13 protein-coding genes are annotated in these 20896 nt (G+C 72.7%); 6 read left to right on the top strand and 7 right to left on the bottom strand.

The window, feature by feature from the left end:
* Nucleotides 1–8: 8 nt before the first annotated feature.
* Nucleotides 9–836, bottom strand: coding sequence for a hypothetical protein (locus ACFWI8_RS18980; protein ID WP_387092630.1), 828 nt, complete (start codon nucleotides 834–836; stop codon nucleotides 9–11).
* Nucleotides 837–987: 151 nt separating this feature from the next.
* Nucleotides 988–3660, bottom strand: coding sequence for a glycoside hydrolase family 48 protein (locus ACFWI8_RS18975; protein ID WP_387092627.1), 2673 nt, complete (start codon nucleotides 3658–3660; stop codon nucleotides 988–990).
* 385 nt (nucleotides 3661–4045) lie between these two features.
* Between ACFWI8_RS18975 and ACFWI8_RS18970 the strand changes: the two genes are divergently transcribed.
* Nucleotides 4046–5773 (top strand): glycoside hydrolase family 6 protein, encoded by a 1728-nt coding sequence (locus ACFWI8_RS18970; protein ID WP_387092624.1) that lies wholly within the window; start codon nucleotides 4046–4048, stop codon nucleotides 5771–5773.
* A gap of 87 nt (nucleotides 5774–5860) precedes the next feature.
* Here the strand turns inward: ACFWI8_RS18970 and ACFWI8_RS18965 are convergent, their stop codons facing one another.
* Nucleotides 5861–8341 (bottom strand): hypothetical protein, encoded by a 2481-nt coding sequence (locus ACFWI8_RS18965; RefSeq protein WP_387092621.1) that lies wholly within the window; start codon nucleotides 8339–8341, stop codon nucleotides 5861–5863.
* On the bottom strand, nucleotides 8338–9354 hold the full coding sequence (locus ACFWI8_RS18960) for a TolB family protein (RefSeq protein ID WP_387092619.1): 1017 nt from the start codon (nucleotides 9352–9354) through the stop codon (nucleotides 8338–8340). The genes ACFWI8_RS18965 and ACFWI8_RS18960 overlap by 4 nt, the downstream gene beginning before the upstream one ends.
* A gap of 133 nt (nucleotides 9355–9487) precedes the next feature.
* Between ACFWI8_RS18960 and ACFWI8_RS18955 the strand changes: the two genes are divergently transcribed.
* On the top strand, nucleotides 9488–10921 hold the full coding sequence (locus ACFWI8_RS18955) for a polysaccharide lyase family 1 protein (protein ID WP_387092617.1): 1434 nt from the start codon (nucleotides 9488–9490) through the stop codon (nucleotides 10919–10921).
* Nucleotides 10922–10957: 36 nt separating this feature from the next.
* Here the strand turns inward: ACFWI8_RS18955 and ACFWI8_RS18950 are convergent, their stop codons facing one another.
* From ACFWI8_RS18950 to ACFWI8_RS18940, 3 genes are all read right to left on the bottom strand, one after another.
* Nucleotides 10958–12079, bottom strand: a complete 1122-nt coding sequence (locus ACFWI8_RS18950; protein ID WP_387092614.1) for a cytochrome P450 — start codon at nucleotides 12077–12079, stop codon at nucleotides 10958–10960.
* On the bottom strand, nucleotides 12064–13572 hold the full coding sequence (locus ACFWI8_RS18945) for a cytochrome P450 (protein ID WP_387092612.1): 1509 nt from the start codon (nucleotides 13570–13572) through the stop codon (nucleotides 12064–12066). Before ACFWI8_RS18945 ends, ACFWI8_RS18950 begins: the two co-directional genes overlap by 16 nt.
* Nucleotides 13573–13784: 212 nt before the next feature.
* Complete coding sequence (locus tag ACFWI8_RS18940) at nucleotides 13785–14822, bottom strand: LacI family DNA-binding transcriptional regulator (RefSeq protein ID WP_311598920.1); 1038 nt, start codon at nucleotides 14820–14822, stop codon at nucleotides 13785–13787.
* Nucleotides 14823–15060: 238 nt separating this feature from the next.
* Here ACFWI8_RS18940 and ACFWI8_RS18935 point away from each other — a divergent pair, with 238 nt between their 5' ends.
* The 4 genes from ACFWI8_RS18935 to ACFWI8_RS18920 all read left to right on the top strand — a co-directional run bounded on the left by ACFWI8_RS18935 (nucleotide 15061) and on the right by ACFWI8_RS18920 (nucleotide 19877).
* Nucleotides 15061–16383, top strand: coding sequence for an ABC transporter substrate-binding protein (locus tag ACFWI8_RS18935; protein WP_387092609.1), 1323 nt, complete (start codon nucleotides 15061–15063; stop codon nucleotides 16381–16383).
* Between the two features lie 29 nt (nucleotides 16384–16412).
* The gene (locus ACFWI8_RS18930) at nucleotides 16413–17423 is read left to right on the top strand and encodes a carbohydrate ABC transporter permease (RefSeq protein ID WP_387092787.1); all 1011 of its coding nucleotides are present in this window, start codon (nucleotides 16413–16415) and stop codon (nucleotides 17421–17423) included.
* Nucleotides 17423–18346: a carbohydrate ABC transporter permease gene (locus ACFWI8_RS18925; protein ID WP_387092606.1), complete on the top strand. Its 924-nt coding sequence runs from the start codon at nucleotides 17423–17425 to the stop codon at nucleotides 18344–18346. Before ACFWI8_RS18930 ends, ACFWI8_RS18925 begins: the two co-directional genes overlap by 1 nt.
* Before the next feature lie 103 nt (nucleotides 18347–18449).
* Nucleotides 18450–19877 carry a GH1 family beta-glucosidase gene (locus ACFWI8_RS18920; RefSeq protein WP_387092604.1) on the top strand — a complete coding sequence of 476 codons (1428 nt, stop codon included), beginning with the start codon at nucleotides 18450–18452 and terminating at the stop codon, nucleotides 19875–19877.
* Nucleotides 19878–20896 lie beyond the last annotated feature (1019 nt).

The raw sequence follows: 20896 nt of genomic DNA, 5'->3' as shown, positions 1-20896 counted from the left end.
AGGGGCGGTCAGCAGAAGATCCACCAGCAGTCGTCCTCGGTGGGGCTCGGTTCCGGCTCCTCCGGTCCCGGCTCCCCCGGTTCACTGGGCGAGGGCGAGTCGGGCTCGGGGTCGGTGGGCCCCGAGGTCTCGGGGTCGGGCGCCGAGGTGGTGGGCGCGGCAGAGGTCTCGATGGAGCCCTCCTCCTCGACCGGGGGCGGCGTCGTCTCCTCCGGCGACTCCTCGGTGGACTCGTCTTCCGACGGGCTCTCCTCGGGGTCGGTGGACGCGGAGTCCGTCACCTGCTCGACCGGGGCGTCAGCGGACTCGCTTGCCTCCGCGGTGGCCTCCGGGGTGGTCGGGGTGTCCGCCGCCTCCGACTCGCGTCCGGAGCCGATGGGGTTGAGCACCGGCGGCAGTCCGACGTCGCCGACCTCGGCCACCGTGACGCCCAGCACCGCGACGCCGAGCACCGCGGCCAGCAGATAGCGGCGCCGGCCGTTGCGCCGGACGGCGCGGTGGGCGGCGCGCCGTCCGCCCGGGACCGGCACGAGTTGCCCGGTCGTCTCCCCGGTCGTCTCCCCGGCGGCCGCCGCCTCGTCACCGCGCCGGTCGGCACGGTGGTCACCGGGGTGGTCGCCATGCTGGTCGCCATGGAGGGCGTCGCCGCGGGGGGTGTCGTGGTCGGGCGCGTCGTGGCGGGCGACGACGGCGCCCTGGCCGGCGGCGAGCTCCGGCAGGGCCGCCGTGCCGTCCGTCTCGTCGTGGTGCTTGGTCGCGTTGTCGGTCAGTTCTCCGCAACCCGGGCATATCAGCGCGCCGTTGAGGTGCCGGCGGCAGGTCGTGCAGTAGTCCATGTTCTCCCCGTTCTGCCATGGACCGTGTGTGGGGTGGCGAACACGATAGCGGGGCTGTGGTTTCGGACACGGCGGAGCCCCGGGGCGGGATCGCCCCGGGGCTCCGGTCTGTCCGTGTTGCTGATGACTTGCTCCGCCGATCGCCGACCGGCTACTCGAAGAGGTCCGAGTAGGTCGAGAGCGCGATGGCGATGTCGGCCTGGGCCCAGAAGCGGTGGTACGTGAACGTCGGCGCGGAGCCGCCGTTCAGGTATGCCTGGACCTGCGGCCAGTCGGGGTCGTTGTGGTAGAAGGTGCGGATGGACTCGAAGGTGGAGCCAGGCTCGATCTCGTCCCCGTTGGGCATGACGCCGTGCCAGCCGTTGGGGATGTAGATCTCGTCGTCGAACCGGTTGTAGTCGCGCCGGGTCTCGGGAACCGAGATGCCCATGCCGTCCGAGTTCTCCCACAGCGCGTCCAGCAGGCCGGCGGCCGTCTGCTGGGCGGCGGTGTCGCCGGTGGCGGCGGCGTAGTAGGAGAGCGCGTTGGCGAGGGAGCCGGTGACGCCGACGTCCTGGGTGTACTCGGTGACGCGGACGTGGAGGTTGTTGTTGGCGCCCGGGTTGGAGGCGTTCCACGTGTCGGGCGCGCCCGACCAGGCGAGCGTCGACGGGATGCGGAAGTTGCCGCCGGTGCCGATGGTGACCTCACCGAGGACCCAGTCGACCCACTTGTCGAGGACCTGTCCTGCGAGCTGGTCGTCGGACTCGTAGTAGTACTCAGCGAGTCGCTGCATGGACCAGGCCTGCATGCCGAACCACTGGTTGGACGGCGGGTCGTGGTAGACCGGCTGCGGGTCGTAGTACATGCCGTAGAACGTGGGGGTGCCGGACGGCGGGGTGGCGTAGTGGCCCTCCCAGCTGTTCGTCGCGCCACCGGCGATCGCGCCCTCCGCGGACTGCAGCCACCGGTAGAACTCCACCTGCCGGTCGAGGCTCGCCGCCCAGTCGTCGTCGGCCGTCGGGGAGTTCGGGATGAGCGCCGGGTCGGTGCTCAGCGCGTAGGCCGCCATGGGGTTCTGGTAGCCGAAGTGCGCGGAGCTGGAGCCGATCCGCCAGGACCAGCCGGCCGAGGTGTCGAGCGCGCCGCCCCAGGCGTAGTACCAGCCGAGCAGCCGGTGCGCGCTGTTCTTCCCACTGCCGGCGGGGCAGGACGTCGCCCCGACGCAGTTGCCGACTCGCTTGAAGTACTTGTCGTACTGCGAGTAGCGCAGGTAGTCGCCCATCCGGGACGCCTTGTCCACGGTGGCCGAGACCGCCGAGGCCCTACCCTGCTCACTGGCCCACTGGTTGGCCCAGTAGGCGGCCTGCACGGCGCGGGCGTCGGCGTCCGGGGCGTTGGTGTAACGCCACTGCCGGGAGTAGGAGTTGTCCCCGGTGAACAGGTCGAGGTAGCCGTTCGGGCCGCCGTACGAGAAGTCCTCGCACGAGGGCTGGGGGACGGTCTCCCAGGTGGACTCCTGCGGGCCGCGCTGGAAGGTGTTGATGAACGTCGGGTCGCCGCTGGTGCCACCGCAGACGTCGCCGTAGCCGTAGACGTCGTCCACGTCCTGGATCCAGTGCATCCCGTAGATGTCACTCGTCCCGTACGCCGACCGCAGCTCGGCCGCCAACGGGTCCTGGCCGACGGACACGCTCGGGTCAAGACGGGCGGGGTAGTTCGCCGGGTTGGTGGACTCCGGGGCGTAGGTCGCGGGTGACGAGGCGTTGTAGAAGCTGGTCGTCGGCTGCTCGCTCGCCTCCGGGATCATCCACTCCTCCATGATCCCCCAGGCCTCGTTGAAGGGGCCCCAGTCGCCGGTCACCCGGCCGTACTGGGCCTCCAGCCAGATCAGGTAGGAGTAGGCCTCGGAGGTGGTCTCGTGCCCGTGGTCCGGCGCCTCGACGAGCAGGGTCTCCACCGAGTGGTACGGAATCCCCTCGTCGGAGAAGTACCCGTTCGCCGGGTCCTTGATCTCGTCGTAGAGGTCGAGGAAGCGCTGCTCGTACTCGCCGTCCGCCTCGCCCAGTTGGGTCGCGGTGACGGTGGCCGCGGTGTGGCCGGGGGCCGACGCCGTGAAGACCGCGGAGCCACTGCCGGTGGCCGCGGCGGCGATCGTGATGTTCTGGGTGATGTTCCAGTTGGACGGCGTGAAGGTCCTGCTGGACGCACCCGAGATGGTCAGCCCGGTGTTGCCGCTGGTGCGGGCGACGTTGACCGTGACGTTCGAGGTGGGCTGGGTGTTCAGCCGGATGCCGAAGGTCCCGGTCTGGCCCGGCTGGATGGCCAACGAGCTGGGCGTGGCGACCACGGCCGCCTGCTCCGCCGGGTCCTCACCGCACACCGTGCCGTTAAGCGTGAAGGCGGTCGGCGCGGTATTGCTGCCCGAGTAGCTGAAGTTGGCGCCGGCGGAGGTGGAACCGCCCGCCGGGATGGTCGAGTTGAACGACTCGTTGGTGACCGTCACCGTCTGCCCCGACTGCGACCACCGGCCGTTCCAGCCCTGCTGGAGGCGCTGGTTGCCGGCGTAGGCGTAGGACAGCGTCCACCCGCTGATCGCCGAGGTGGACGCGTTGTGGATGGTGACGTTGGCGGTGAAGCCCGAGCCCCAGTCGTTCGCCGTGTAGTCGACGCGACAGGTGGCGGCCGCCGCCTGCACGTCGCCGCTGTTGCTCAGCCCGGCCGTCATGGCCAGCGGCAGGGCCAGCGCGACCAGGGCGGCCAGGCGGCCGCGCCGTGCGACGCGCCGACGTCTGACCTCGGATGGGGGCGGCGCCCCTGCTGGTGCTCGTCTGCGAACCCGCATGACAGCGGTCCCTCCTTGCGGCTCGTCGGGGGGTGAGGACGGTGTCTGTGGTGCCGGTGGTGGCGGGTGTGGCACGAGAGAAAGTGCCAAGTGGACGCAAAGAGTGGGAGCGCTCCCAAGAATGTGACCGCGACGAGTACGCGTCAAGACCTTTGACGCGAGGTCATGTAAGCAAGGTGACTTCCTTGACTTTGCTGCGATGCCCGGTCATCAACCCAACACAATTCTTGAACAGAACTCTGGCGAACGAGGCGACCTGGCGCTACCTTCCCTTCAAAGAGTGGGAGCGCTTCCAAGGGTCGGACGCCGGGGACGGGCGTCATACCGGTCGCTGGGACGCCCGGCAAGCACGGCATCGGACACCGCAACCACCGAAAGGATCTCGATGAGCCGCACCAACCCCCCACCCCGTCACAGACGCGGCGCCCTGTTCACCGCGGGGCTGGTCGCCGCCGCGGCGCTGGGCACCGGGGGTCTCATGCAGGGGACGGCATCGGCCGCCGCCTTCGGCTGCTCCGTCAACTACTCCGCGAACGACTGGGGTTCGGGCTTCACCGCCAACGTCACGATCAACAACGTCGGTGACACGGCCACCACCAACTGGACCCTCACCTACGCCTACTCGGGCAACCAGCGGCTCCAGTCCGGCTGGAACGGCACCTGGTCGCAGTCCGGGCAGAACGTCACGGTCCGTGACGCGGGCTGGAACGCCCGTATCGCGCCCGGCAGTTCGGTGACCGCCTCGGCGAACTTCAACTACTCGGGCACCAACACCGCCCCGACCAGCTTCTCCGTCAACGGCATCGCCTGCAACGGCACCCCCGGCGGCCCGGGCGACCCCGGTAACCCGGGCGATCCCGGCACCAGGGTGGACAACCCGTACGTCGGCGCCGACGTGTACGTGAACCCGGAGTGGTCGGCCCGCGCCGCCGCCGAGCCCGGCGGCAGCCGGATCGCGAACGAGCCCACCGCCGTCTGGCTGGACCGGATCGCGGCCATCAACGGCGTCAACGGCGGCATGGGCCTGCGCGACCACCTCGACGAGGCCGTGGAACAGGCCGGCGGCGACGACCTCGTCTTCCAGGTCGTGATCTACAACCTGCCGGGCCGCGACTGCGCCGCCCTCGCCTCCAACGGCGAGCTGGGCCCGACGGAGATCAACCGCTACAAGACCGAGTACATCGACGTCATCGCCGACATCCTCGCCGACCCGGCCTACGCCGATCTGCGCATAGTCCCCGTGATCGAGATCGACTCACTGCCGAACCTCGTCACCAACGTCACCCCGCGGGCCACCGCGACGCCGCAGTGCGACACCATGCGGGCCAACGGCAACTACGTCGAGGGCGTCTCCTACGCCCTCTCCGAGCTCGGGGCCATCCCGAACGTCTACAACTACATCGACGCCGGCCACTACGGCTGGATCGGCTGGGACGACAACTTCGGCGCCTCCGCCGACCTCTTCTACCAGACCGCCACCCACGGTCAGGCGACGGTCGACGACGTGCACGGCTTCATCGTCAACACCGCCAACTACGGGCCGACGACCGAGCCGCACTACTCGATCAACGACTCGATCAACGGCACGTCCGTGCGGCAGTCGACCTGGGTGGACTGGAACCGCTACGTCGACAACCAGTCCTTCGCGCAGGCCTTCCGTCAGGAGCTGGTCGGCAACGGGTTCCGCTCGGGGATCGGCATGCTGATCGACACCTCCCGTAACGGCTGGGGCGGCCCCGACAGGGCCACCGGGCCCGGCCCGCGCACCGACGTGAACGCCTACGTCGAGGGCAGCCGTGTCGACGGCCGGATCCACGTCGGCAACTGGTGCAACCAGGCCGGCGCCGGTCTCGGCGCGCGTCCGACCGCCGCCCCCGCCTCCGGCATCGACGCCTACGTCTGGATCAAGCCCCCGGGCGAGTCCGACGGCGCCAGCCGGGACATCCCCAACGACGAGGGCAAGGGCTTCGACCGGATGTGCGACCCGACCTACGAGGGCAACGCGCGCAACAACTTCAACGACTCGGGCGCGCTGCCCAACGCCCCGCTCTCCGGCCACTGGTTCTCCGCGCAGTTCCAGGAGCTGATGGCCAACGCCTACCCGCCCCTGTGAGCCGGTAGGAACACCGATCACCCCCTGAGGTGAGGGGCCGGGGCGAACGCCCCGGCCCCTCACGCGTGTTCGGCGCGCCCCGGCACCTCAGCCCAGCGGCCAGCGCCTGGCGCCGAACTGGGTGACGGTGACCAGCGTCTCGCCGTCCAGGGACAGCGCGACGCCCGCCTCGGTCGCGGCGAAGGGGAGCTCGGCGAGCACCGTGTCGGTGGCCGCGTCCCAGACGGCGCCGCGGCCGTGGCTGCCCGGGAAGTAGGCGCGGGGGCCGGTGGCCGTCCAGACCAGGGCGCCGTCGGAGTGGTCGTGCATCGGCAGGTCGCGGACGGCGATCCGGGGGATGGCGCGGCGGCGGCCGCCCGTGCCGTCGGCGGTGAGCGGCAGCAGCCACAGCGCCGCGTGGCCGCGCAGCGTCGAGCCGGCGAGGGCCAGGGCCGAGCCGTCGGGCGCGAAGGCTAGCCCGGTGATCCAGCGCAGCTGTTCGGGATCCGCGCGCAGCAACGTTTTTCCGCTGGCCACGTCCCGCACCACGAGACGCGTGGCGCCGGCGCGCAGCCCGCAGGCCACCCGTTCGCCCGAGGCGTCGAGCGCCGCCTGGTCGAGGGGGCCGCCGCGCTCGGTGAGCACGAAGACCTTGCCGCCGGTCTCGGCGTCGAGCACGACCAGCCGGGCGGCGGCGTGCGAGGCGAGCACCAGGCGCGAGCCGTCCGCGCTGAAGGCGAGCCGCAGCCGCTCCTCGGCGTTCGGGGTGGTGGGCGGCAGCTCCCGGCGCCAGCGCCGCGTGCCGCCCTCGATCTCGTCGAGCACCAGGCAGGGTTGGTCCCCGAGCAGGCCGCGCGCGACGACGTCGCCGCGCGGTCCGAAGGCGAGGCCCGCCAGATGGGCGGCGCCGGGGACGGCCGGCAGCCGGCCGATCTCGGGCGGGCCGCCGTCGGCCCGCGGGCGGACCAGCAGCAGCGGGCGCTCGCCGGACCGCCGGTCGAGGGCGGCGGAGTAGACGAGGGCACGGGCGTCGTCGGCGACGGCCGCGTCCCTGACGGGCTGGTAGGAGCAGGGCAGGTCGTCGGGGAGCCCGGTGAGCAACACCTGTCCAGGGCCCGGGTCGCCGCCGGGCGGGGCGGCGTCGGCGGGCGGGGCGCAGCCCGCGAGGAACCAGGCGTCGATCTCCTCCTGAACCACGACGAGCGCGCGGCCGTCGGGGGAGAAGGCGGCCATCGCGCCGGCGGGGTCGGCCCACAGGGCGTGTCCTCGGCCGTCGAAGAGGAGGGAGCCGAAGTCGGTGCCGACGAAGGCGTAGGGTCCGTCGGCGGTCCAGACGGCGCGTGAGGTGAGGGCGGCGGTGGGCGAGTCGGCGTCGACGCCCTCGGTGAATCCCGTGGGGCGCAGCAGCCGGCCGGGGGTGAGGGTGGTGTCGCGCAGGTCCAGGAGGCGGGCGGCGGGGTGGGCGGCGACGGCGATCCCCGCGCTCTCCGGGGCGCCACCGACCGCGCCGCCGACGGCGATGGCGCCGCTGCCGTCGGGGGCGAAGGCGAGGGCGGTCACGGTGGTGAGCCCGGTGTCGGCGGTGGCCAGCACGGTGCCGCCGGCGACCGCGCGCAGCACGACCCGGCCGGCGGGCGCGGCGTGCAGCAGCAGCTGGCCCGTGGCGTCGAGGGCGACCGGGCCGAAGGCGTCCTCGCCCTCGGGGACACGCAGCAGCACCCGTCCGGTGGCGGTCTCGACGACGGCGACGACGTCGGAGCCGCCGGTGCCGACGGCCAGCCGTCGGCTGTCGGCGGAGAAGGCGAAGCGCACCAGGTCGTCCATGCTGAGGCAGCCCTCGTCGGACCGGTCCACGCCGTCGTCGGGTCCGGCGGAAGCCAGCCGGGGGACGATGCGCCACAGCGGCTCGCCGGTGCGGGCCGACCAGGCGCGCCAGCCGCCCTCGACGGCGGTGACGACGGTCTCGCCGTCGGGGCTGACCTGGAGGTCGTACGCCTCGTCGTGGTAGTCGCCGCCGTCGAGGTAGCGGACGAGGGGGGCGTCGCGCGTGGTGTCCCAGCGGACGATGTCGCCGCCGTCGTGGTGCCATTCGGCGGCGGCGGCGAGCGCGAGCCAGCGCAGCCCGGGCGGGGCGGCGACGGCGGTGACGCCGTTGTAGAAGTACGCGCCGTCGAGGGGAACGCCGTCGGGGTCCCCGGCGGAGCCGTCGTCCCCTCCTTCCTCGAACCCGGCGTCCGGCCAGTCCTCGTGCCGTTCCCCGTCGGGGTCCTCGGTCCGCTCGTCGTCCCAGTCCTCGGCGACGGGCGCCGGCACGGTGCCGGTCTCCACGCTGTCGAGGCGGCCCAGCCTGCGGGTGCCGGCGAGCGCGTGGTGGGGGCGGAGGTCGCCGCCGACCCACTGGGCCCACCAGTGGTCGGGCATGGGGCGCTGGGCGGCGGGCCAGCGCAGCACCTCGGGGGTGAGTTCGGCGAGTTCGTCGGGGGTGAGCTGTTCGAGCAGGGTGCAGAGCCGCTGCCAGCCGGCGTGGTCGGGGCGGGCGGCGAGCAGCGCGCGGATCTCGGCGGGGTCGGCGCGGGGGGCCGCGGTCATGCGCTGGGCTCCAGAACGTGGGCGCGGATCTCGGTGGTGGTGGCGACGACGAGGGCGCGGCCGTCGGTGGCGAGGCTCCAGGCGGTGGAGCGGCCCAGGTCAGGCACGGCGTGCAGCGGGCGGGCGGTGAGCAGGTCCCAGACGGTGACGGTGCGGCCGGTCCTGACGGCGGCCCGGGCGCCGGCGGCTCCCCAGACGGGGCGGAGGATCTGGCGGCGGGCGTCGCCCGGCAGCGGGCCGAGGGCGCGGCGGTCGACGATGCCGTGGCCGGGCGCGATCAGCACCGCCATGGCGGCGCCGTCCGCCTCGCCGACGACGGCGAGGGTGGAGCCGTCCGGGCTGAACGCGAGGCCGCCGCACCAGTCGAGGCCGGCGGTCCTGGCCTCGGTGTGGCCGGTGGCGAGGTCGAGCACGGCGATGCCGCCCTGCGCCGGGTAGGCGAGCCGGCCGCCGGCGGGGTCGAGGGCGACGGCGGGGCTGCCGGCGTTGGCCGGCGGGTCGGTAAGCCGGCGGCCGTCCGCGGCGGCGAGGGCGAGCACCGCGTGCCGGCAGCGGTCGGCGCAGGCGAGGGTGGAACCGTCGGCGCTGGCGGCGAGTTGGGGCCGGAGGCAGTCGCCGAGCCCGGCGTCCCGGGCGCGGCCGAGCGAGCGGCGCCAGCGTTCGGCCGGCCCTTCGAGTGTCCAGTGGGCGAGTTGGCCGACGTGCTGTTCCTCGGTGCCGCTGAGGGCGACGGTGAGCGCGCCGCCATCCGGGGTGAGCAGCAGGTCGCGGACCAGGCCCGGGTGGGGGCGGCGGACGGCGGGCGGCAGCCGCAGCGGCGGACCGCCCGACTCGGTGTCGAGGACGAGGAGTTCGCCGAGGCCGTGGAACCAGGGGGCGGTGGTGGCGACGGCGACGCGGCGCAGCCCGTCGCTCGCCGCGACGGCGGCCACGCGCTGCGCGTGGGCCGGTCGCCCGGGCAGCGGGCGTCGGGTGTCCAAGTCCCCTGGTGCGCAGAGGTGCCGAACTGCCATGGCAGGGACCTTAGACCGCGCCGCCGGCCGTACGGGCGGCGTTCGGCAACCTTCTGGCAACGGAATCACCAAGGCGCGGCGTCCGGCTCGCGGTCGGCGGCAACCTTCCGGGGGCCGGCGACGACAGTGGCGTATGCGAAAGAACCCTGGAGGAACGCCGCTGGTGGCCGCGCTCGCCTTCGTGGTGGCGCTCGGCGCGGGCCCGGCGGCGGCCGCCGAACCACGCACCCCGGCCGGCCCGACCGCCCCGACCGCGATCGCCGCCCTGGAGGTCGGGGCGCCGACCGGTTGGGCGACGGCCGGTGCGGGCACCACGGGCGGCGCGGGCGCCGCGCCGGACAGCGTCCATGTGGTCTCCACCCGCGCCGAGTTGGCCGAAGCGCTGGCCAACGACGGGGATCCCGCGGCGCCCAAGGTGATCCTGGTGCGCGGCGCGATCTCGGGCAACGAGGCGGACGACGGCCGGCTGTTGGAGGCGCGGGACTACGCGCCGGGCTGGGACCTGGAGCGGTACATGGCCTGCTTCGGGCCCGAGGGCACCGAGTGGAGCGACTCCCGCCACCCGTGGTGCGGCGAACAACGGCGGCTGCGCACCACGGGATCGAACGCCCAGAAGCGGCAGATCCAGCTGACGGTGCCGAGCAACACGACGCTGCTCGGACTGGGCCGGGACGCCCGGCTGCTCGGCGTCAACCTGTCGATCAACACCGGGCGCAACATCATCGTGCGCAACCTCGAACTCGAGGCGCCCGTCGACCACTTCCCGTCCTGGGATCCGTGGGACGGCGAGCAGGGCGCGTGGAACGCCAGGTTCGACGCGCTGTCGGTGATCACGGGCACCAACATCTGGATCGACCACTGCACGTTCTCCGACGGGCGGTTCCCCAACGGCGAGGCGCCCACCGGCTTCCACGGCGAGCCGGTCGAACGGCACGACGGGCTGCTCGACATGGAGGACGGCACCGACCTCGTCACCGTCTCCTACAGCCGCTTCACCGACCACTCCAAGACGATGCTGGTCGGCTCGGGCGACGGCCGCGGCGACCGGGACCGGGGCCGGCTGCGGATCACCTTCCACCACAACCTGTTCGCCGACAGCGCGCAGCGCAGCCCGCGCGTACGGTTCGGCCAGGTGCACGTCTACAACAACTACTTCACCGGCTCGACCGACGACCCCGACTACCCGATGCACTACGGGATCGGCGTCGGTCTCGAGTCGATGGTCGTGTCGGAGTACAACGCCTTCGACTACACCGGCCCCGGCGCCTCGGCCGAGTTGGCGCTCGCCAACCTCAACGGGCACCAGTTCCTCGACCGGGGCTCCTGGTTCCGCGGCCGGCCGACCGACCTGAACGCCGTGGCCAGGCGGCAGTTCGAGGCCAGGGCCGCCGAGGCGCGGGCCACGCCCGAGCCGCCCGAGTGGGCGCTGCGCGAGTTCACCACCGACGTGGGCTGGGTCCCGGCCGACGTGTACGACTACCGGCCGCAGCGCGACCCGCGCGCGGTGCGTGCCACGGTGCTGGCACTGGCCGGCGCGGGCCGGCTCGCCGTGCCGTGGCCCCGGTGAGCGGGCGAAGGCCCCAGGGCCACGACTCGGGGCGGCTCAGCCGCGCAGCACCACCGGCAGCTCGTGGTGGCCGTTGATCCCCAGGGACGGGACCCGCACGGGCGGCCGGTCGACCAGGGTGAGGTCGGGGAAGGCGGCGAAGAGTCGCCGCAGCGCTATCTCGGCCTCCAGCCTGGCGAGCGGGGCGCCCGGGCAGCGGTGGGCGCCGACGCCGAACGCGATGTGCCGGCCGGCCTCCGGGCGGCCGGGCCGGAAGGTGTCCGGGTCGGGGAAGGTGAACGGGCAGCGCTGGATCGCGGCGATCGGGACGAGCACCGCCTCACCGGCGTGGATCACGGCTCCGCCGGGCACGGTCACGTCCTCCGTGGCGTAGCGGAACATGATGTGGCGGGTGGGCGACTCCCACCGCAGCGCCTCCTCCACCACGTCGGGCCAGGGGTCGTCGCCGGCGCTCTCGCGGGCCCGGACGGCGGCCATGGCCTCAGGATGGGTGAGCAGCCCGCGCACCGCGTGGCAGATCAGGTTGACCGTGGTCTCGTGGCCGCCGATGACGGTGGTGATCAGGTTGCCGAGGACCTCCGCCTCGCTGAGCTCGCCCGCGTCCATCGCGTCGACGAGGTCCATGGTGAGGTCGTCCCGGTCGCCGGCGGCTCGCTTGCGCTCGATGAGCGCGGCGAGCGCGGCGGGGAAGCGCTCCGCCACCGTGGCCTTCACCTCGGCGACGGTGGCCTCCGAGTTCATGGCGGCGGCCGACAGTTCGTGCAGCTCGTGTCGGACGTCGCCGTCGTCGGGGAGGCCGAGCAGGTCGCAGATCACGTCGAGCGGGAGCGGCAGCGCGTACCCGGCGCGCAGGTCGGTCTCCTCGCCCGGCGGCAGCTCGGCGAGGCCGGCGAGCAGCCGCTCGACGATCTCCTCGACGCGTGGCCGCAGCGCCTTGACGCGGCGCGGTGAGATGGCGCGCTGCACCGGCAGCCGCAGCCGGCGGTGGGCCTCGCCGTCGGTGGTGAGCAGGCCGCGGCCCTCGACGATGAACAGCAGCGGCCAGTCCGCCGGTATCTCGCCGCGCTGGTAGGCGCCCCAGTGCTCGATGTCCTTGGCGAACCGCGGGTCGCTCATCACCAGGGACGCGGTCTCGCGGGTCGTTACCGCCTTGGCCACCACGCCACCAGGGAGCGCCACAGGGGCAACCGGCCCGGCCGCTCTGAGGGCTGCTCCCTCGTCTCCGTGGAGGTCGGCAGGGGCGGGCTCGAGGTGAACGGAGTGGTGTCGCGTGTCCATCGGGCGGCGTCCTTGGGCTCTGCTGACGGGCGGGGGAAGGTCACGGGGAGCGCGGTGGGGGTGCGCGCCATGTAGGGCAGGTCCCAGGTCAGCTTCTCCTTGGGCACGGCCAGTTCGATGCCGGGCAGCCGGTCCCACAGGACCTCGAGGCCGGTCCTGACGATCAACCTGCCCAGGTCCCGGGCGGGACAGCCGTGCTCGCCCGCGCCCCACGCGAGGTGGGCGTTGTTGGTGCGGGAGACGTCCAGGCCGGCCGCGCGCATCGTCATGCCGGAGGAGCCGAGGCTGACGATGGCCATGTCGCCCTGGTCGAGCCGGTAGGGCCCGAGCTTGGTTGGCTGGGTGGCCCAGTAGCCGAACAGGTTCTGGACGGGGGCGTTGACCCACATCACGTGGTTCATCGCCTCGTCCATCGAACAGCGGTTGGCCAGCACGTCCGAGTAGAGGTCGTCGTTGCTGAGGAGTTCGAGCAGCGTGTTGCACGTCCAGGTGGTGCTGGCGCCGCGGCCGACGACGATCTGGAGCCACACCTCCTCGCGCAACTGCTGCTCGTCGAGCCCGGAGTCCCGGTTGTGATGGAGGATCCAGGAGACGAGGTCGGGTCCCGGACGGTCCCGCTTCTCCGCCACCAGGGCCCCCATCAGCTCCTCCAGCTCAGCCGCGGCGCGCGCGGCTTCGGGGCCGCCGCTGAGCAGCTCGTGGATGGCGGTGCCGGTGGCGAGGGCGCTGTCCTCGTTCATGCCCGCGAGCCGCATCATCACCAGCAGCGGCAGCGGCAGCGCGTAGTCGGCGAGGATGTCGACCTGGAGCTCCTCGGCCGGCGGAGTGGGCGCCTCGCTCTCCGCCCCGTCCTCGGGCTGGTCCTCGGTCTTGTCCTGGGCGCCTGGCAGGAAGGCGTCGATCAGCTGGTGGGCCAGGGCCTCGATCAGGTCGCGGACCCTGACCAGGTCGAGCTCGCCGAGGGCCTGGTTCCCCGCGGCTGCCATGCGGGTGTGCTCGGCCCCGTCCGCGTAGAGCCGGTGGCGGCGGTAGGCGATCTGCGGGACCAGTGGGTGGTCCAACGGCAGCGTGCCCTCGGCGAGATCGCGGTACCAGCGCGAGTTCCGCGCCCAGACCTGGCCGTGGTTGCGGAGGACCTCCAGCTGGTAGACGTGGTCGAGCACCAGGTAGCCGCGGAAGGTGCCCTCCTCGTCCAGCGTGACCGGGGCGATGGGCCCGAAGTCCCGGCGCAGCGTCTCGTAGTAGGCCAGGGGGTCCCGGGTGAACTCGGGACCGTAGAGCGGGGCGCTGCGGAGCGGCCACGGCACGGTCCGCTCGCGCCAGGGCACGCCGTCCGGGTTTGTGGGGGCGGAAGTCGGGTCGGATTCTGACACGGTGATCAGCCTTCTGTTTCCGGAGCGGAGAGGCAACAGAAGGTTACGGATTCGTTATCGCCGTCGGCGACTCTCCGACCGGCGCCAACGCCGGTGTCGGCGGCCGGAGTTCCGGCCGCCGACACCGGGCGGGGTGCGACGGGGTGTCGGCGCGGGGCTACGCGCGTCGCGAGGACTGACGGGTCGTCGGTCGGTGCGCCGCGGGCTCGGTCCTAGGAGGAGGCGCGGCGCACCAGCTCCGTGGGCAGCAGCAGGTGGGGGCGGTCCTGGTCGCCCTCGTTGATCAGCTGGAGCAACGCCCTGGTCATCGCCCGGCCCATGCCCTCGGTCGGCTGCCGGACGCTGGTCAGCGGCGGGTCCATGTGCCGGGCCAGCGCCGAGTCGTCGAAGCCGACCAGTGCCACGTCCCCCGGGACGGAGCGCCCCAGCTCGCGCAGCGCCCGCCGGGCGCCCATCGCCATCGGGTCGGAGGCACAGAACACCGCGTCGAGCGCGGGCCGGCGGCGCAGCAGCTCGCGCATCGCCGCGTAGCCGCTCTCCTCGGTGAAGTCGCCCCCGGCGACCAGCTCGTCGTCCGGCCCCTTGCCGGCCGCGCGCAGCGCCTCCCGGTAGCCCTCGAGCCGGCACCGCGCCGCGTACATGTCGGACGGCCCGGAGATGGTCGCCACCGTGGAACGGCCGCGGCCGAGCAGGTGCTCGACGGCCAACTGGGCGCCGCCCACGTTGTCGCAGTCCACGTAGGGCACCGGCTCGTTCTCCGAGCGGCGACCGGTCATCACCACCGGCAGGCCCATCTCGGCCAGCTGGTCGGGCAGCGGGTCGTCCCCGTGCACCGAGACCAGCAGCACCCCGTCCACCCGGTCGCTCGCCGCGTACTGCGCGAACCGCGCCCGCTCACGCGGGGCGCGGATCAGCGTCAGCAGCAGCTGGATGTCCGTGTCGGCCAGCTCCGCGCTGACCCCGCGGATGATCCCCGAGAAGAACGGCTCCGAGAAGAGCCGCCCCTCGGCCTCCGGCACCACCAGGGCGATGGCGTTGGACCGGTTGGCGGCCAGCGCCCTGGCCGCCTGGTGCGGCACGTAGCCGAGGTCCGCGATCGCCTGTTCCACCGCCGCGCGGGTGCGGTCACTCACCCGCGGGGACCCGTTGATCACCCGGGAGACGGTCCCCCTGCCGACGCCGGCGCGGGCGGCGACCTGTTCAAGGGTCGGCCTCCCGTCACGGCCGGCACCGCGTCTTGCCACTGCCATCGCATCCCTCCGTTTGCACCCCTGGATCCAACTACATCACGGAATCCCCGACGATCCGCCCTACCGCTTGACACACCGGCAAGGGCTCAGGAACCCTTCAACCCATCACGATTGGGAGCGCTCCCATACCATCGAGACCCTACAGAACCCGTACGTTCCGAGCCCAGGCACCCATCCCCCACACGCCGCACCAGCGCTGGGAAGGCAACGTCAGTGTGCGCCAGGAGGACGACCCGTCATGCGCAACGAGGCCATCGCACGTCGACCGCACCGCCGAAGGACAAGAGCAATCACCCTGGGGGTCGCCGCCACCCTCGCCATCTCGACGCTCGCCGCGTGTTCCAGCGACGGTGAGGAGGGCGAGGAAGGTCAGATCACCCTGCGGGTGGGCGTGTTCGGCCAGTTCGGCTTCGAGGAAGCCGGACTCTACGACGAATACATGGAGTTGAACCCCGACATCAGGATCGAGCAGGACTCGATCACGGACGGCGGCGACTACATCGCCCAGCTCCGCACCAGGCTGAGCCAGAACAGCGGGCTCGCCGACATCCAGGCCATCGAGGTCGGCAACATCGCCGAGATGACGCAGGAACTCAGCGACGCCTGGGTCGACTTCAACGAGTTCGACAACGTGGACCCGAGCCACTTCATGCCGTTCAAGCTGGACCAGGCCACCGACCCGGACGGCCGCCTCATCGGGCTCGGCACCGACATCGGCCCGACCGGGATCTGCTACCGCACCGACTACTTCGAGCAGGCCGGGCTGCCCACCGACCCGGCCGAGGTGGCTGAACTCTTCGCCGGCGGCTGGGAGTCCTACCTGGAGGTCGGCGAGCAGTTCCAGGCCGAGGCGCCGGAGGGTGTCTCCTTCGTCGACGGCTCGCCCGGCGTGTTCAACGCCGTGGTCTCCGCCTACGAGGAGCGCTACACCAACGCCGCCGGCGAGACCGTCTACGCCGAGAGCCAGGGCGTCGCGGACGCCTGGGACCTCGCCGTCGAGGCGTCGGAGCGCGGTCTCACCAGCCAGCTGGAGCAGTTCACCGACGAGTGGAACCGGGGCATGGCCAACGGCGCCTTCGCGACCCTGGCCGCCTGCCCGGCCTGGATGCTCGGCTACATCCAGGGCCAGGCCGGCGACGCCGGCGCCGGCCTGTGGAACATCGCCGAGTCCCCGGCTCCGTCCAACTGGGGCGGCTCCTTCGTCGCGGTCCCGCAGGCCAGCGAACACCAGGAGGAGGCCGTCGAGTTGGCCGCCTGGTTGACCGCGCCCGAGCAGCAGGCCAGGCTCTTCGTCGAGCGGGGCAGCTTCCCCAGCTCGGCCGAGGCGCAGCAGCTCCCCGAGGTGCTCAACGCCACCAACGACTACTTCCAGGGCGTCCCGATGGGCGAGTTCTTCTCGGCCGCCGCCGCGGAGATCCCCTCCAGCCCGATCGGCCCGCACGACCTGGAGATCCAGGAGGCCATCACCCAGGGCCTGGTCCAGGTCGACGCGCAGGGCGAAGCGCCGGACGGCGCCTGGGACAACGTGGTCAGCATGCTGGACAACCAGCTCGCGGAATAAGCGGACCGACCGGGACAGGTAGATGACTACTGACCACCGCCAGGCCGCGCCCTACGACGACAGCCGACCGGGGCTCCAGGGGCCCGGCCGGCCAGAACGATCCCAAGGCGGCCAAGCGGGCCGCGCGCCGCTCCCGTCGCTACCGATGGGACATCAAGTACAGCCCGTACGCGTTCATCTCGCCGTTCTTCCTGTTCTTCGCGGCCTTCGGCCTCTTCCCGCTGCTGTACACCGGGTGGGCCTCGCTGCACCAGGTGTCACTGAACCGGCCCAACGAGATGGAGTGGGTGGGCTTCGACAACTTCACGCGGCTGTGGGACGACGAGTTCTTCTGGAACGCGCTGCAGAACACGTTCACCATCGGGATCATCTCGACGGTGCCGCAGCTGCTGATGGCGCTGGGGCTCGCCCACCTGCTCAACTACCGGCTGCGCGGCAGCATGTTGTTCCGGGTGGCGATGCTCACCCCGTACGCCACCTCGGTGGCCGCCGCGGCGCTGGTCTTCGCCATGCTCTACGGCCGCGACTACGGCGCGATCAACTGGGCGCTCGGCCTGGTCGGCATCGACAACATCGACTGGCAGTCGGGCACCTGGACCTCGCAGTTCGCGGTGTCCTCCATCGTGATCTGGCGGTGGACCGGCTACAACACGCTGATCTACCTGGCCGCCATGCAGTCCATCCCCAACGACCTGTACGAGTCCGCCGCGCTCGACGGGGCGACGCGTTGGCAGCAGTTCCGGCACATCACACTGCCGTCGCTGCGGCCGACCATCCTGTTCACCATCGTCGTCTCGACGATCGGCGCCACCCAGCTCTTCGGTGAACCGATGCTGTTTGGCGGCGGCGGAGCCGAGGGCGGCGCCAGCGGCCAGTACCAGACGCTGGGCCTCTACCTGTACCAGATGGGCTGGTTCAACCGGCACCTCGGTCGCGCGTCGGCCATCGCCTGGACGATGTTCCTGCTGTTGATCCTCATCGGACTCGTCTACTGGGCGCTCACCCGCTGGATCGGCCGCGCCGGCGGAGAGGAGGAGTGATGGCGACCACCACGGAGACCACCAGGAGCGAGGCCGCGGACGAGGCCGCCGGCCGGCCGGCGGCCCGCCGCTCCCGCAGGGAGCGCCGCGCGGGCACCGCCGGGCGCCAACTGCACGGCGGCTGGCTGACGTACACCATCCTGACCGTCTTCACCATCGGCTCGCTCTACCCGCTGGTGTGGCAGATGTTCGCCTCGTCGCACACCACGGCCCGGCTCGCCGAGCCGACCCCGCCCTTCTGGTTCGGCGGCCGCCTGTTCAGGAACATCGAACAGGCCTGGACCGACGGCAACATGGGCACGGCCATGCTCAACACGCTGTTCGTGGCGGGCGCGATCACCATCTCGACGGTGCTGTTCGCCACGCTGGCCGGCTTCGCCTTCGCCAAACTCCGTTTTCGCGCCAAGAACTTCCTGATGCTGCTGGTCATCGGCACCATGATGGTGCCGCCTCAGCTCACCGTGGTGCCGATGTTCATGGCGATCGCCGAACTGGAGTGGACCGGCCAACTGCAGGCGGTCATCCTGCCCATGATGGTGAGCGCGTTCGGCGTGTTCTTCATGCGGCAGTACCTGGCGCAGGCCCTGCCGAGCGAGCTGGTCGAGGCCGCCCGGGTGGACGGCGCCAACAGCCTGCGGATCGTCTGGCACGTGGTCTTCCCCGCCGCCAGGCCGGCCATGTCCGTGCTCGGCATGCTCACCTTCGTCACGGCCTGGAACGAGTTCTTCTGGCCGATCATCGCGCTGACCCAGCAGAACCCCACGGTCCAGGTCGCGCTGACCAACCTGGGCCGCGGCTACATCCAGGACCAGGGCGTGATCATGGCCGGCGCGTTCCTCGCCACGATGCCGCTGCTGATCGCGTTCGTGCTGTTCGGCCGGCAGATCGTCGGCGGCATCATGAACGGAGCGCTCAAGGGCTGAGCCCCCGCTTCGCCGGCCGGGCCGCCGCCCGGCCGGCGTCCGGGCACCCCCCGACGCGCGGCATTCGATACCCTCATCCACGAGCAAGAATGGGAGCGCTTCCATGACCGAAAATGACCCCACCGAGTCCAACGCGGCTCTGGTCTTCCCTTCCGACTTCCTCTGGGGCTCGGCGACGGCCAGCTACCAGATCGAGGGCGCCGCACGCGAGGACGGGCGCACCCCGTCCATCTGGGACACCTTCGCCCGCACCCCGGGCAAGGTGCTGGGCGGGGACACCGGCGACGTCGCCTGCGACCACTACCACCGGTGGCAGGACGACCTCGACCTCATGGCCGAGCTCGGGCTCGGCGCGTACCGCTTCTCGGTCTCCTGGTCACGGGTGCAGCCCACCGGCCGGGGTCCGGCCGTCCAGCGCGGGCTCGACTTCTACCGGGCGCTCGCTGACGGCCTGCTCGAACGGGGTATCACCCCCTCCCTGACCCTCTACCACTGGGACCTGCCGCAGGAGCTCGAGGACGCGGGCGGCTGGCCGGTGCGGGACACCGCCGAGCGCTACGCCGAGTACGCCCGCATCGTCGGCGAGGCGCTGGGCGACCGGGTGCGTCTCTGGGCCACCCTCAACGAGCCGTTCTGCAGCTCGTTCCTCGGCTACGGCTCCGGCGTGCACGCCCCCGGGCGCACCGAGCCGGAGTCCGTGCTGAAGGCGGCGCACCACCTCAACCTCGGCCACGGCCTGGCGGTGCAGGCGCTGCGCTCGGTGCTGCCGCGCGACGCGCAGATCGGCGTCTCGCTCAACCCGGGCGTGATCAGGGCGCGCACCGACTCCCCCGAGGACAAGGACGCGGAGCGGCGGATCGACGCGCTGCACACCAGGATCTTCTCCGACCCGCTGCTGCACGGCGGTTACCCGGAGGACCTGAAGCGGGACACGGCGCGCGTCACCGACTGGTCCTTCGTGCGGGACGGCGACGAGGCCGCCATCCACCAGCCGCTCGACTACCTCGGCCTGAACTACTACACGCCGACCGTCGTCTCGGCCCCGGTCGCGGGCCGCCCGGCGGCGCGCAACCACGCGCACGGCGCCTCGGAACACTCACCGTGGGTCGGCTCCGAGCAGGTCGAGTTCCACCTCGCGCCGGGCGACCGCACGGACATGGGCTGGGTCATCGACCCGACAGGCCTCACCGACCTGCTGCTCCGCTTCAGCCGAGAGGCACCCGGGCTGCCGCTCTACGTCACGGAGAACGGCGCGGCGTTCGACGACAAGCAGGACGACTCCGGCGCGGTCCACGACCCGAACCGCATCGCGTACCTGCGCGGCCACCTGTCCGCGGTCCACGACGCGCTCGGGCAGGGCGCGGACGTACGGGGCTACTTCCTCTGGTCGCTCATGGACAACTTCGAGTGGGCGTACGGCTACAGCAAGCGGTTCGGGATCGTGCACACGGACTTCGAGACGCTGAAGCGCACGCCGAAGTCCAGCGCGCGGTGGTACGCCGAGGTGGCGGCGTCGGGTCGACTCGCCTGACGGACGTCGGCAGTCCTCGGTGCGGGTGGATCGGTGTCCGGCCACCCGCGCCGAGCCGTGGTTCCCGGGGGACAACGCCCCCGGACCCCGGGGCCACGGCCTTGCCGGCCGGGCTGAGCGGACCGGCACGGTTGCTGGCTGGTGCCGGCCGGCTCCGCCGGCGGCGCGGGGTGACGCCCGAGCCGTGCGGGCTGACGCCCGAGCGAACGGGGCACGGCCCGGCCGGGGCAACAGGCCGGCTCGGCCGGCCGTGCGGTGGGGACCCGCAAGGGTCCCAGCCGTACCGACCGGCTCCGCCGGCGGCGCGGGGTGACGCCCGAGCCGTGCGGGCTGACGCCCGAGCCGTGCGGGCTGACGCCCGAGCCAGCGGCGCGCGGACGCACGGGCGACCTGGGCCGGCTCGGGTTCACGGCGAGCGCATTCGCAGGCCAACGGCCTCGTCGGCGGCGCCGGGGCTGACGCCCGAGCCAGCGGCGCGCGGCCGGCCGGGGCAACGCCGCCGGCCTGACCGGCCGGAGGAACGCGCGGGCCAGCACGGATCCGTGGCCCACCGGCTCCGCCGAAGGCCGGGCCGGGCGGATGGGCGCGGAGCCGGAGCAGGGGCGGGTGGGTGGGATCGACTCCCCCAAGCCGACCGGCGGATGGTCAGGAGAGGTCGGGGGGCCGGACCGGCCCCGGAGGGCCGAGAGGGCGTGGGGGGAGCGTGGGGATGGTGGGCGGGGCGGGCGGCATCGGTGGCACAACCGGCGGCCGGGCCCGGCGCCCGCGTCGCGGCGCCTGCGGCTGCGGCTGCGGCTGCGCCGCCTGCGTCGGCGGCGGCCCCTGCGGCTTGGGCGGCGCGGCCGGCGGCGGGCCAGCGGTCGCCGTGGTCGGGCGCCGCGGTACGGCCGAGCCGGTCGGCGGCCGGCCCGACCCGGCGAACGATCGGCCCGGCGCCGCCGGCGATCGGCCCGGCGCCGCCGGCGATCGGCCCGGCGCCGCGGCCGAGGCCGCGGACGCGGCCTGGCGGCGGCCTGTGG

This window comes from Streptomyces sp. NPDC127098 (assembly GCF_042722465.1).
In the GTDB taxonomy this organism is placed as follows: Bacteria; Actinomycetota; Actinomycetes; order Streptomycetales; family Streptomycetaceae; genus Streptomyces; species Streptomyces millisiae.
Note: the sequence above shows the minus strand (reverse complement) of the source record. Positions and strands in the feature narration are given on the sequence as shown.